Genomic DNA, 12,774 nt, shown 5'->3' on the forward strand with positions numbered 1-12,774 from the left:
TCCTTTTGAGCGTCTAGGAATGCTGTTTTTATTTCTGATTCAAAACTAGCATTTGTAGATGTGATTTTATTAGTTGCACTTACATTACCTTTAAACTCTGCATTATTTGCCGTAATTGAAGTAACAATATCTACATTACCACTAAATGTTGATTTGTTAGCTGCTAAGGTTTCTAATTCATTTGCTTTTACTATGCCACCAAATGTAGCACCATTTGAAGTGATTTTATTAGTTGCTGTAGTGTTAGCATTAAAACTAGAGTTTGTGTTTGCAGTAATAGTTCCTGCTGTAACATTTTTAGTAAATACTGTATCACTTGATGTGATTGAGTTGGTGATATTTACAACTTCATTAAATTCTGATATTTTTCCACTTGTATCTTTTTGGCTTACTAAATCTTTTGCCTTTACTTCTGCATTAAATATAGAACCATTTGAAGTAATAGTATTGTCTGCTTTAGTTAGTCCATTCATTGTAGAATTAGTAAATTCAGCAGCTACTGCATATATAGAGCTATTGCTATCAAGCGTAGAATTAATCATATCAAGTTTAGTTTTTGCATTTACTTTAACGCTTTTAGCACTGCTAATATTTTCAAGCTTAATGTTTTGACCTTTGATGCTATAATCAATCCCTAAACCTGAATTGTCTATATTTACACCATTTAAAGTAATGTTTTGAAGGTTTGTACCTGCTCCACCTATTGCAGAATTTGTCATTGTTCCACCAGCAATAGTTAAAGAACCATTTTTGTCATTACTACTATATGCATTTATTGATACATTTGTTAGAGTGCTATTTGTAAAATTAATATTAGAACCATCTAAGATAACTATTTTATGCTTTGTTGGATCAGCTATTGTTTTATTTAGTTGTACAGTATCAAAATTAGTATTTCCAGCAAGTATTAAATTTCTTTCTATATCTAACTGCAAGCTAGTATTTTTAATGGTTGAGTCCGTTAGCTTCCCATCTCTTCTTAATGTTATTGAGCTTCCATCGAGTGTTAATTTATTTGCTTCTAAATACCCAACATTCATTGCACTGCTTTTATCTAAATTAACATTGTTTAAATATAAGCTTGCATCTCCTAAAAAATTTGTGTTTTGTATGGTATTTATAACTCCGTTTAAATCACCTATTTGTAAAAGTCTTCCTTCTATTTCTACTTGAGTTTTTTGATCTGCCGTTGCTGTGCTTGTAAATTTCTTAATTATGGTTCCGTGTTGGTTGTTTCTATAAATTGAAGTTCCATCAACTGTAAGTTCGTTTATATTGATATCATTTCCATTATTTGTAAGTTTTGCACCATTTGTTAGAGTTATTTTATCAACAGTATTTTTGATACCGTTGTTAACTTCTTTTCTATCAATAAGACAAGGATTTGTTCCGTTAGGGCAAGCCTGATTCAATTCTTCAGCTAATAAATACCCCCCCCGCTAAGTGCTAAACAAGTTAATAATGATAAGCTTAATTTATATTTCATAATAATATTCCTTATTTAATGTTATAAAATCGCTAAAACTTTTAATTTTAATAAAATTATGTTAATTTAAAGTTTTAATCTTATCTTTATATAAACCTTTTAAAAGTGCTAAGAATTTGAATTATGAATTATGTTACGAACAATAAGGCTTAAAAGTTTTAATAATATTTTGATATATTAGTTAAAAATTATTTTAAGGGATTTTTATGTTAGAAATGTCTGGTTTAAATCTTGTTATTTTCGTTTTATTAGTCTTAGCTATTTTGTTTTTAAAACTAGCTATCAAAATCGTTTCTCAAAGTGATATTGTCATCATTGAAAGGCTTGGGAAATTTCATAAAGAAATAAGCGGTGGATTTCACTTAATCTTCCCTGTGCTTGATGTTCCAAGAGCTGTAATAACTATAAGAGAACAGCTTATTTATATAGATAAACAACAAGTTATTACAAAAGATAACGTAAATATATCAGTAGATGGCATAGTGTATTTAAAGGTAACTAATGGAAAAATGGCTGTTTATAATGTAGAAGATTATAAAATGGCAATTTCTGCCCTTGCGATGACAACTTTAAGGGGCGAAATAGGTGGAATGAACCTTGATGATACGCTAAGTAGTCGTGATAGATTAAACGCAGCTTTGCAAATGGCTTTATGCGATGCAGCAGATAACTGGGGTGTAAAGATAATGAGAGTTGAAATATCAGAAATCTCAGTTCCAGCAGGTATTGAAGAAGCTATGAATATGCAAATGAAAGCTGAGCGTGAAAAAAGAGCTATCGAACTAAACGCTGAGGCTAAAAAAGCAGCACTTATAAGAAATGCAGAAGCGCTAAAACAAGAGCAAGTTTTAAACGCAGAAGCCATAGAAAGAATGGCAGATGCTAAAAAATACGAGCAAATTGCTATATCTTTAGGTCAAAAAGAAGCTATTCGCAATATAAATGAAGCAATGAGCGAAAATGTAAATGCAGCTGAGTTTTTACTAGCAAAGGGTAGGGTTGAGGCGTTTTTAGAACTTGCAAAAAATGAAAGCAAAGACAAAATAATAGTGCCTTATGAAAGCAGTGAGCTAATAGGAGCTTTGAGTGTTTTAAAAGATTTTATCGGTAAGAAAAATGATTGATTATATTTTGATAGCTACTGGGTTTGTGTTAGGAATTATTGAGCTTTTGCTTGGTAGCTTTTATGTTATATTTTTTGCGATTGGGTTTTTTATAGTTGGAGTTTTAGGGCTTTTTGTAGAAATTAGTCTTGAAATAAAGCTTGTTTTATGTGTTGTCTTATCGCTTGGTTTGTTGCTTTTATTTAAAAAATTTTTCAAAAAAAATCAAGAGATTGTAAAAGATAACTTTTTAGATGAAAGCGGTTTTGGAGTTATTAAAAACGGCATGGTGTATTATAAGGGTGCTTTATGGCAAGCGAACGAAATCTCACATCTAAAAGAAGGCGATAAGATTAAGATAAAAGGCGTAGAAAATAACAAATTAATCCTTGAATAAAAACTATTAATACCTAATTAGTAATTATTTTCAAGGTTTTTTATTCTACACTTGTTTTTACAATTCTTTATTATTTTTTAGCAATTTTATTCGCTCGTGATAATCAGGCATAAAGCCTAAAAGTTTGTTATAAAAAGCCTTTGAATGATCTGCGTGATATAGATGAGTTAGCTCATGCATAATCACAGCTTCTATTGCTAAAATATCTTTTTTAACCAGCTCGGTATTTAGATTTATATAAGCTTTTCTTGTATTGCAAGAGCCCCAGCGAGTTGTCATTTTTCTAAGCTTTAAAGCCTTTATATCTTTACCCACAATTACACAAAATCTTTTTAAAATCTCGCTAAATATTTCTCGTGATTTTAATTTATAAAAATCATCTAAAATCTTTTTAGCCTTTTCGCTATCTTTTGTAGCTTTTATGATTAGTTTGTTATCTTGCAATAAAAAAGAAGTTGTAATTCCTAATTCAAATTCTAGTTCGTAATTCTTGCCTAAAAAGCTTATTTGATTAGCAGTTTCTTGATTTGCCAAAAGCTCTTGCATTCTTTGTTTAATCCAAGCACTTTTAAGCTCTAAAAATTCTTTTGCTCTATTCATATTTACAAAATACGGCACACTTACTTCAACTAAGCCATATTTTCGCACTTTTATGATTATGTTTTTTATGCGTTTTCTTGTAAATTTTACTTCGTAATTCATGGTTTTAAGCACCCTTTAAGAGTGCTTATTACATATAAAAAATCATAGATAAAACGAACATAAAAATAGTTCCTGCTATCATAGGAACGCTTGTTCTTTTAACTACTTCAAGTGGGGTTTTACCAACACTACCTGCTACTATCATTATTACAGCTGATACTGGTGAGACTGCTCTTAGCAAGTTTCCAGCTAGTCCCATAGGAATTGATATAGCCAATACATCTATATTTGCAGCCGCTGCAAGTGGCACAAAAAGTGGAGCCATCGCATAAAACAAAGCATTTCCACTACCACTTAATATAACAATAACAGCCGTTAAAAGCACTAAAATAAGTGGTAAAACAAAGCTTATTCCATCGCCTTGAATACTACTCATAAAGCTTTCTAAAGCCTTGATAATTCCTATTGATTGAAGACCTACAACAAAGGTTGTTCCAGCTACAAGTAGTGCAACGATTGAAAGCGCTCCACCCATACCTTTAAAGAATTCTTGCGTTAAATCTAGGCTAAGTCTTATATTTCTTGTTCTAATTAGCTCACAAACAATAGCTACGATAAATGAGAAAAATACAGCTATTTCAACACTAATTGCAGCGCTACTAAATAAATAAACCCCAACTAATAAAAATATCGGAAGCAATGGTAAAAAGGCATAAATAATTTTTGTAATTGGACTAAAATCTAGTTCTTTTAATTCTTCGCTTTTTACATTATCATCGCTTGAAATCTTTTCTTTGCTATCGCAATATTTTTGCCAAAACAAATGCACAACAGCCATAAAAATAATAGTAGGAATCGAAACCCTTGCATGATAATTAAATACATATTCACTTACGCTTAGATTTGCAAATCTTTCTAACTTTACTAATTCTCCTACAACTGCGATATTATCACTTCCTAAAGGAGTTGGCACAATGGTTGCAGTAGTTGCGATAATTCCTGCTGCACTAAGAGTTGAAAGCCCTGATTTTTTCATAATAGGATAAAGTGTAGCAAGTAAAATTATCGCTAGATTTGAAGCACTTGGAACTACAATTGATAATAAATTGCCTAGTAAAAATACCACAGGCACTAAAATATAAGGCGATTTTATATATTTTATAGGTTTTATAAGTAAGCTTACAGTTGCATCATTTGCTCTAATTTTATTCATATAAGCTGTATATCCACCTAAAATAAGGATAACAAATCCCGCCTTAGTTAAAATATCTTTAAACTTTATAGCAATTGCTTGAAGTGGGTCAAGCAAAGCAATGCCACTTGATTTAAAGCCCTTAATAGCGATATCGCCACCACTATACATAGCAATATACATAAGAGTAAGACCTACAAAAAACAAGCTTATTTTAATATCAAGGTTTTTAATAAGCATATAAATAATAAGCGAAACGCCTAAAATTGCACTAATATACATAATCATTTTATTATCCTTAAATACACTTGCTAAGCGAGTTTAAGAACCACTCTCTAAAGGCATTTGCATCAATGTCGGTGCAAACCTTTGCATTTGCTTCACGCTTTAAATATCCTTTTAAATCCACAACACTAGCACCCCTAGCGTATCCATTTAATTCTATATCTACAAAACATTCGCTAACGCTAAAAAGCTCAGGCTTTAAAAGATAAGCGATAGCACAACTATCATACATTTTAAGCCCTGTATTAAAGCTACCACCACGATATTTTTTAAATAGCGCATTAGCCATTTTTCCAACTTCGCCAAACTCATCAATCTTTGCCATATCTTCAGGATACACAAGAGCTTTAAGTCCTACATCAAGTGTAGCCATCACAATAGGTAGCCCTGAATTAAACACCATCTTAGCAGCTTCTGGATCGGTTGCGAAATTAAACTCGCTTAAAACTCCTTTATTTCCACGAGCTAGTGAGCCACCCATTAAAACGATTTCAGCGATATTATCTTTTACTTCAGGATACATAGAAAATAATAATGCTATATTTGTAAGTGGAGCAATAGGAACTAGAGTTATTTTTTCTTTACTATTTAAAATAGTATCTCTTAGCTCTAATACTGCATGATTTTTGCATAATAATTCTTGCTTTGGCTTAGGAAAATCAAAGCCGTCCATTCCGCTTGAGCCATGCACATTTGATGCGTCTATTAAAGGCTCTATCAAAGGCTCTTTTGCACCCATTGCAACAGGTATATCTTTTTTAAATAAAGCTAGTAATTTTAAAGCATTATTTGTAACCTTATCAATGCTTACATTTCCTGCAACAGTGCTAATTAGCCTTACATCTAATTCATTAGAAAATAGTGCAATTGCAATAGCTAAAGCATCATCAATACCTGGATCTGTATCTATTATAATTGGTCTTTTCATTTTGTATCCTTAGAAAAATTATTTACTTCATCAATGCTTGGAATCGAGCTTTGTGCCCCTAATTTTAATGTGCTTAGAGCTGCTGCTTTTGAGCCAAAATCTATTGCCTCATCAATTGTTTTTGCATTTGCAAGACTTGCTGCAAGAGCACCTATAAATGTATCTCCTGCTGCTGTTGTATCAATAGGATTTACTTTATAAGCTTTGAAAAACTTTTCAACTTCTTTATTTTTATAAGCACTTCCATCGCTTGAAAGAGTTAGTATTATTTCTCTTGCGCCTAAATCTAATAAAGCTTTTAAGCAAGCTTTTGTATCAGTATTTATATTAGTATAAAACTCTGCTTCGCTTTGATTTACAATAAATAAATCAATGTATTTATAAATATCTTTATCAATTTCTTTTGCAGGTGCAGGGTTAAATATCGTAAATAATCCTAATTCTTTTGCTAGTTTTAAGGCTTCAAAAGTTGCTTTAATGTCGCATTCAAATTGAGCGATAAAAATATCATCTTTTTTGATTTCGCCCTTTTTATAAAGAGTGTTTAAAATCTCTTTTATTTCATTTTCATCTATGCTGTGATTTGCACCTTTATTGATGATTATGCGATTATCATTGTTTGAGCGAATTATAAAAGCTGTTCCGCTACTGCAATTTGAAGAGATTTTTATATTTTCGGTGTTAATTCCATGAGATTTTAGATTGTTTATTAGTGCAGGTGCAAAGGCATCATTTCCAACTGAGCCTATCATTAATACATCTGCTCCTAATTTTTGACAGGCTAAGGCTTGATTTGCTCCCTTACCGCCATCGCTTATTAGTAGGTTTTTACCTTCTATTGTTTGCCCTTGTTTGGGAACTTCGTCGCATTCAATGGAAAAATCCATATTCAAGCTTCCAAAAATTATTATCTTTTTTGACACGATTTATCCTTAAAAAATTTAAAGGAATTATTTAAGCTAAAGAAGATTAAATTAAGCTTATAAAATCAGCAAAAAACTAGCATATTTTTTGTGGAATTTGAATTCGGATTTTGCTTTCATTTAAGAGTTTTAAAATCTAAATTCCTATTTCAAATTCTTTTTATTTTTAGCAAAGATAATAGAGAATTAAAATACAAAATAGGAATTTGAAAAATCAAATTCCTACTTAAAATTAAGATTGAATAATCTTAGGTTTAGAAAACGCTCTTAAAGGTTTAATTACGCCTTTAAATTTCTCAACTTCTACTAATGTTGTATGAGCTGTGTTTGATTGAGCTAGTTTTGATGTTCCTTTATCACGAGTTAGAACATTTACGCAACCATGTTGGCAAAGTGATTTTTTGCCATAAACTTCAGGGTCATACCAAGCACCTTCGCAAATTATAATAGTATCAGCTCTTACAATATCGCTTACTAAAGCACCAGCTAAAATCTCACCTCTGTCGTTATAAACTCTTACAATATCTCCTGTTTTAATTCCCCTTGCTTTTGCAGTATCTGGATGAATTAGCATAGGCTCTCTACCATTTACTTCAGCATAATTTCTAATTAAAGAGTTATTTAGCTGAGAGTGTAATCTAAATCTTGAATGCGGACTAATTACTGCTAATGGGTGTTTTTTGGTTTGTTCTTTATTACCTACCCACTCAAATGGTTCAAACCAAGCAGGGTGTCCTAAACAATCATCATAACCCATTTTTGCAATTGTTGGAGAGTATATTTCAATCTTTCCACTAGGAGTTCCTAATCTGTATTTATGTGGATTTTTTACAAAATCGCTAAGTCTTGTGTAATACTCAGTATCTTTATTCACTTTATCAAATCTAACAAAACCAGCTTCAAGTGCTTCATTAAAGCTTGGCATATTGTATCCTAATGATTTTCCTTGTCTTAAAGCGTCATTATAAATATCTTTCATCCATTCAAGCTCATTAGCCTTACCTTCGGTAAAGATTTCTTCAACTCCCCATCTTTTGCAAATCTCTTTACAAATCCAAAAGTCGCTCTTACTCTCTCCCATAGGTTCAATTACTGGCTTATTTAAGAATATGTATTCACTATTTGTGCTAGCTTCTATATCGTAGCGTTCAGGCTCAATTGCAACAGGTAAAACAATATCGCTTAATTTTGCTTGTGCAGTCCAAAATGGCTCAGCTGTTATGATAGTATCAACTTTTTTAAATCCTTCTACCGCACGATTTACATCTTGATGGCGAGTAAAGAATGAGCCACTTGCATTAAATGCTACTCTTATATGTGGAAGTTTTATTTTTTTACCATTTTGATCAATTACTTTGCCAGGATTTAGCATTGCATCAATACTTCTTGAGCTAGGAATTGTTATATTTTCAAATTTCTTCCAAGGGCTATTTTCATCCCCTAAGTTTTCGCTAGGAACAGAAGCTAAACCTTTAAGAGTAGGTGCTATAAATTTATCAGCGCCTTGTGAATAATATCCTAAGCTAAACTCAAATCCACAACCAGTGCTTCCTATATGACCTAGCATAGTAGCTAGTATTGTAATCATCCAGTGAGCTTGTTCTCCATGGTCTTGTCTTTGTATTGCACGGCCTGCAATTATTATTGATTTATTATCACATAAATCATCTGCTAAATCTTTTAGAGTTTTTACATCTACTCCACAAATCGCACTTGCCCATGCTAAATCTTTTTTAACTCCATCGTTTTCGCCCATGAAGTATTCTTTAAATTTATTAAAGCCAACTGTGTATTTTTTAATAAAATCTTTTGCATATTTTCCACTCTCATATAAATAGCAGCACATTCCTATCATCATTGCTGTATCTGTATTAGGGCGAACTGAGATTAATTTGCTCTCAACATAGCGATTTGTGTTATTTGCATATACATCTACGCTATAAGTTTTGATTTTACCAGCTTTGCTTAGTTCTTTTAGTTTTGTGAAATATTCATAGTTTGTATGAGTTGGTGTTCCAACTGCGATTTGATTGGTTACTAGTGGGTCAGTTCCCCAAAATACAACGCTTTTTGCGTTTTCTAAAATACTTTTCCAAGTAGTTGGTGCTTCATAAACTGTGTTTGAGCCAAAAATATGAGGTAAGATTACCATACCAGCACCAGTTGAATAATCCCCACTTTCTTCTACATAACCGCCTAAGATTTTTAACATTCTATGAGCTGTGGTTCTTCCCCAACTAATTTTACCCCAGCCACCCCACCAGTAGCATTCACCATAAATTGCTTCAGGGCCGTATTTATCAAAATTATCCTTAAGTGCTTTTGCAGCTAAATCAAGTGCCTTTTCCCAGCTAACTCTTACGAATTCTTCTTCGCCTCTTAAGTCGTTTTTCTTTTTACCTTCAAGATAGCTTTTTCTAACGCACGGATATAAAACACGGCTTTCGTTTTGTGTTCTATCAGGAACGCAGTTATTCATAGTGTTTGGGAATTTATCTCCTTCAAATGGAGTTACGCTTACTATTTGAGAACTATTAATGTTTGCATAAAATGGTCCAAATCTATCAGAAACTAATACTTTTTTATCATCAAAAATAGTATCTTTTACACCTTCTATTTTACTAGCGTGAAGACTTGCAGTAGTTAGTGCGCTTAGCTTTAAAAAACTTCTTCTTTTCATAATTTTCTCCTTTATTTAATATCTTTTGCGTGATTTTGTAAATATTTAATAATTAAACTTTTGCTAGCCTTATCAAGCTCTACATAACCTGAACTTATCATGCTTTCAAGATTTGATGGCCATTGATTTACTGAATATTCTTTCGTATCGTGCAATAAATGACAAGGTGAGCAAGTTTGCTCATAAAGACTTTTTGCACTCTTAAAAATCTCATCTTTATTAGCTACTAAATCGCTTTCATTAAGCGTAAAATTAATGCTTACTTTATGCCAATCTTCGCCATATTCATCTTGAACGAGTTCAAGCATTTTTATATATGGATTTGCATCACCTTTAAATGTAGGGTTGTTATCGTTATCATGAAAACTCATATAATTTTCAACTTGCATAAAGCTTTTTACAATTTCTTCTTGATAGTTATCATTAACATAACCAATAAGCTCAACATTAGCTTTACCATTATTTATACTTTTAACATTTACAGGGCTTAATAAACTAGCAGTTCCTATAAATTTATTGTCAAGTTTAACTTCAACATCTTTGTTTAAATACATCGTATTTGCAAGAGCAAACGATGAGATAATACAGCTTAAAAATATCTTTTTCATACATCTCCTTAAATTAATTTTAAAATTATTAATTAAAATTATAGGCTTATAAACTTGTAATATTCTTAAAAGAGAATAATATATTTTCTTTAGTTTTAAATGCTTTTAGGAGTGTTTTAGAACTTAAAATAATATTTCAAATTCCTATTTCAAATTCGTAGTAAAATAGGATATATTGGAAAAAAGGGAAAATTAGCGTTTTCTATTTTCTGTAATTGTGCTAAATGCAAAACGCTAATTTGCCTACTAGCTAGGCAAATGAAACTCAAAAACACAATTTAGCACAGTTTGACACAGTTTTTATTAAAGCTCTAGCATATCGCTTTAAGCTCATTTTTAATTGCGTCTATCTTTTCTTTGTCTTCAATATAAGCAGCGTAAAAGGTCAGTGTTGTATTTATTTTGCTATGACCTAGCGTTGCACTTATCCAATCAATAGGAATATTTTTACTTAAACATAATGTAGCAAATATGTGCCTAGTCCAATAAAATTTAAGCTCTTTAAAATCACTATCTTTTAAATAGTCTTTAAAACGCTTTACTAAGGCACTGCTGCTTGCATAACGCCTTTTTGTTTTGGCACTTGTTAAAACATAGATATCACTATGCTTATGCTTAGTTTCTAGCATTTGTAAAGCTGTTTTAACTTGTGGCAGCATATCTATTACCCTAATTCTGTTTGTCTTAGTAGTGGTTATTTTGCCACCTGAGATATTATATTTAATTGTAATTTTCTCATTTTTGTAGTCAATGCAATCCCAAGTCAAGGCTATTAGTTCACTATTTCTAATGCCTGTAAAACACTTAATAACTATTACTTGCTTTAAAAAATCATCTTCGCAGTTTGCGATTAGATTTTTCAGCTCTTCAACGCTTACAACCTTTTCGCTTATACTTACTTTGACTTTGTTGTCTTTAAAATTCGTTTTTGGAAAAGCAAAAGTCTTTATACTTTCGCTTTCTATTGCTTCAATACACAGTGATTTTAGTTTATTAGCTATATCTTTTTTAAACTCAGCACATAAACTATTATTTTCATTTAGCCTTGTAATAAATTCTTTTACATTTTTGTAATTCAAATCTTTTAAGGTTTTAAAATACGGCAAAATGTGATTTCTAAAAATACGCTCTGTATTTTCATTGGTAATATCTTTTTTGCCAACTTGATTATGCTTTAAAAACCTTTTCACATACTCAGCAAAGCTTTCTTTTGAAAGCTTTAAATCTAGCTCGTAGTCTTTTATTAGCTTAAAGGCGTTTGCCTTTACATAAGCTAAATTGCTTTTATTTGCATTTAACCTAGTGCTAAAGCGAATAAGCTTATTTTCATTATTTGTATAATGAATATATAGCTTATTATTTCTATTGATAACTTTCATTGTTTCTCCTTTTTTAAAGATACTGAGAAACAAACAAAAGCTGTTCGCTTTCATCTGCATAGGTATTTTTTGCAAACATAATTAAGTTTTTATCACTACTGCTTAATATTTTTTCATTTTTAAACATATCCTTAGCCTTAAAAAGGCTTGCTTTTTCGCTATCTTTTTTAAGATAATGTAAAAAATATACATAAGAATATGCCTTTATGTTGTAACCAGCAATTTCATCACTATCAGCACAAATATTGTCTATAAACTCATCTACATAACAAACATTTTTTAAAGCTTTTTCAAGCCTTAAAATCTCTTGCTTATTAAGTCCTGCACGAATAATCGCAGTGTCTAATAAATCTACTAACTCGCTACGCATTGCTCTATCTCCCAACCTTTAGGAGTATAAATGGCAGTGTATTTCACGCCGTTTTGAATTATCGTATTGTTAGGTGCTTTTATAAGTTCGCTTATGCTGATATTTTGTGTTTTAAGGTTTGCAGCTCTTTTTTGCATTAAATAAGTCTTTGCTTTATCAGGCATTAATTTTATCCAAGCGTAAGTTCTACTCATCTCTAAAGTAGCCGTTGCTAAATCATAGTCATTTAATGCATTTAAAAAATTTGCAGTTGCTTTTATTTGCTCGTTGCCAACGGCTAGTTTCTTTTTTCCACCTTTTTTTGCGTAGTATTCTTTCTTAAACTCTATATACTTCATAAATTCATCAAAATCAAACTTTGCATTTGTTTTAATTTCATCAAAAAGTGAAAAATCTAAATCTAATATTTTAAATTTAATCGTATCCGTTGAATTATTTAAACTACCAATAAAGCCTTTTTCTGATAAGTCTTTTAAATATTCAACAAGCATTTTTTTACCAATACCTAAAAGATTTGAATAATAATCTAAAGTTCTAACTTTTATTGTCTTATACTCCATCAAGGCATCTAGCATTAATAACTTTTGTGTATTGTTTAAATTTGTAGCAAAACGAATGTATTCACTTTTTTGTAGCATCATCTATCCTTATAAAAAAAATAAAATCAGCTCACATAAAAAATAAATTATGATTTTCCCTTTAACAATGATAAGCAAAAGAACATTTTAATTCATCTTTGATGAATTAAATTCACAAAAATTATTATAAAACATACATTCTT

The 12,774-nt window shown here is 31.0% G+C and carries 12 protein-coding genes; 2 read left to right on the top strand and 10 right to left on the bottom strand.

Annotated features, from left to right (window positions below):
* A partial coding sequence (locus AC1B00_RS05665) for a hypothetical protein (RefSeq protein WP_488848656.1) occupies positions 1 to 1,412 on the bottom strand: 1,412 nt, incomplete at its 3' end.
* 289 nt (positions 1,413 to 1,701) lie between these two features.
* Between AC1B00_RS05665 and AC1B00_RS05670 the strand changes: the two genes are divergently transcribed.
* Together AC1B00_RS05670 and AC1B00_RS05675 are read left to right on the top strand one after the other, a co-directional pair.
* Positions 1,702 to 2,610: an SPFH domain-containing protein gene (locus AC1B00_RS05670; protein WP_488848839.1), complete on the top strand. Its 909-nt coding sequence runs from the start codon at positions 1,702 to 1,704 to the stop codon at positions 2,608 to 2,610.
* Positions 2,603 to 2,986 carry an NfeD family protein gene (locus tag AC1B00_RS05675; protein WP_488848658.1) on the top strand — a complete coding sequence of 128 codons (384 nt, stop codon included), beginning with the start codon at positions 2,603 to 2,605 and terminating at the stop codon, positions 2,984 to 2,986. The genes AC1B00_RS05670 and AC1B00_RS05675 overlap by 8 nt, the downstream gene beginning before the upstream one ends.
* 57 nt (positions 2,987 to 3,043) lie before the next feature.
* Here the strand turns inward: AC1B00_RS05675 and AC1B00_RS05680 are convergent, their stop codons facing one another.
* From AC1B00_RS05680 to AC1B00_RS05720, 9 genes are all read right to left on the bottom strand, one after another.
* Positions 3,044 to 3,688, bottom strand: a complete 645-nt coding sequence (locus AC1B00_RS05680) for a M48 family metallopeptidase (RefSeq protein ID WP_488848660.1) — start codon at positions 3,686 to 3,688, stop codon at positions 3,044 to 3,046.
* Positions 3,689 to 3,716: 28 nt separating this feature from the next.
* Positions 3,717 to 5,108: a C4-dicarboxylate transporter DcuC gene (gene dcuC, locus AC1B00_RS05685; RefSeq protein WP_488848661.1), complete on the bottom strand. Its 1,392-nt coding sequence runs from the start codon at positions 5,106 to 5,108 to the stop codon at positions 3,717 to 3,719.
* A gap of 10 nt (positions 5,109 to 5,118) precedes the next feature.
* The gene (gene rihC / locus AC1B00_RS05690) at positions 5,119 to 6,033 is read right to left on the bottom strand and encodes a ribonucleoside hydrolase RihC (RefSeq protein ID WP_488848663.1); all 915 of its coding nucleotides are present in this window, start codon (positions 6,031 to 6,033) and stop codon (positions 5,119 to 5,121) included.
* The gene (gene rbsK / locus AC1B00_RS05695) at positions 6,030 to 6,956 is read right to left on the bottom strand and encodes a ribokinase (RefSeq protein ID WP_336611670.1); all 927 of its coding nucleotides are present in this window, start codon (positions 6,954 to 6,956) and stop codon (positions 6,030 to 6,032) included. Before rbsK ends, rihC begins: the two co-directional genes overlap by 4 nt.
* A 232-nt stretch (positions 6,957 to 7,188) precedes the next feature.
* Positions 7,189 to 9,636 (bottom strand): molybdopterin-dependent oxidoreductase, encoded by a 2,448-nt coding sequence (locus tag AC1B00_RS05700; RefSeq protein ID WP_488848664.1) that lies wholly within the window; start codon positions 9,634 to 9,636, stop codon positions 7,189 to 7,191.
* A gap of 11 nt (positions 9,637 to 9,647) precedes the next feature.
* Positions 9,648 to 10,244 carry a hypothetical protein gene (locus AC1B00_RS05705; RefSeq protein WP_239817720.1) on the bottom strand — a complete coding sequence of 199 codons (597 nt, stop codon included), beginning with the start codon at positions 10,242 to 10,244 and terminating at the stop codon, positions 9,648 to 9,650.
* Positions 10,245 to 10,555: 311 nt separating this feature from the next.
* Positions 10,556 to 11,623: a tyrosine-type recombinase/integrase gene (locus AC1B00_RS05710; protein ID WP_488848665.1), complete on the bottom strand. Its 1,068-nt coding sequence runs from the start codon at positions 11,621 to 11,623 to the stop codon at positions 10,556 to 10,558.
* A gap of 13 nt (positions 11,624 to 11,636) precedes the next feature.
* Entirely contained in the window at positions 11,637 to 11,993 is a 357-nt protein-coding gene (locus AC1B00_RS05715; RefSeq protein ID WP_488848666.1) for a hypothetical protein, read from the bottom strand.
* Entirely contained in the window at positions 11,978 to 12,631 is a 654-nt protein-coding gene (locus tag AC1B00_RS05720) for a hypothetical protein (protein WP_488848668.1), read from the bottom strand. The genes AC1B00_RS05715 and AC1B00_RS05720 overlap by 16 nt, the downstream gene beginning before the upstream one ends.
* Positions 12,632 to 12,774: the final 143 nt, after the last annotated feature.

This window comes from Campylobacter sp. DY7 (genome assembly GCF_057802535.1).

What these genes read in the sequence shown, in the direction of transcription:
- AC1B00_RS05670 (WP_488848839.1), top strand. Translation starts at nt 1,702, where the DNA reads ATGTCTGGTTTAAATCTTGTTATTTTCGTTTTATTAGTCTTAGCTATT.
- AC1B00_RS05675 (WP_488848658.1), top strand. Translation starts at nt 2,603, where the DNA reads ATGATTGATTATATTTTGATAGCTACTGGGTTTGTGTTAGGAATTATT.
- AC1B00_RS05680 (WP_488848660.1), bottom strand. Translation starts at nt 3,688, where the DNA reads ATGAATTACGAAGTAAAATTTACAAGAAAACGCATAAAAAACATAATC.
- dcuC (WP_488848661.1), bottom strand. Translation starts at nt 5,108, where the DNA reads ATGATTATGTATATTAGTGCAATTTTAGGCGTTTCGCTTATTATTTAT.
- rihC (WP_488848663.1), bottom strand. Translation starts at nt 6,033, where the DNA reads ATGAAAAGACCAATTATAATAGATACAGATCCAGGTATTGATGATGCT.
- AC1B00_RS05700 (WP_488848664.1), bottom strand. Translation starts at nt 9,636, where the DNA reads ATGAAAAGAAGAAGTTTTTTAAAGCTAAGCGCACTAACTACTGCAAGT.
- AC1B00_RS05705 (WP_239817720.1), bottom strand. Translation starts at nt 10,244, where the DNA reads ATGAAAAAGATATTTTTAAGCTGTATTATCTCATCGTTTGCTCTTGCA.
- AC1B00_RS05710 (WP_488848665.1), bottom strand. Translation starts at nt 11,623, where the DNA reads ATGAAAGTTATCAATAGAAATAATAAGCTATATATTCATTATACAAAT.
- AC1B00_RS05715 (WP_488848666.1), bottom strand. Translation starts at nt 11,993, where the DNA reads ATGCGTAGCGAGTTAGTAGATTTATTAGACACTGCGATTATTCGTGCA.
- AC1B00_RS05720 (WP_488848668.1), bottom strand. Translation starts at nt 12,631, where the DNA reads ATGCTACAAAAAAGTGAATACATTCGTTTTGCTACAAATTTAAACAAT.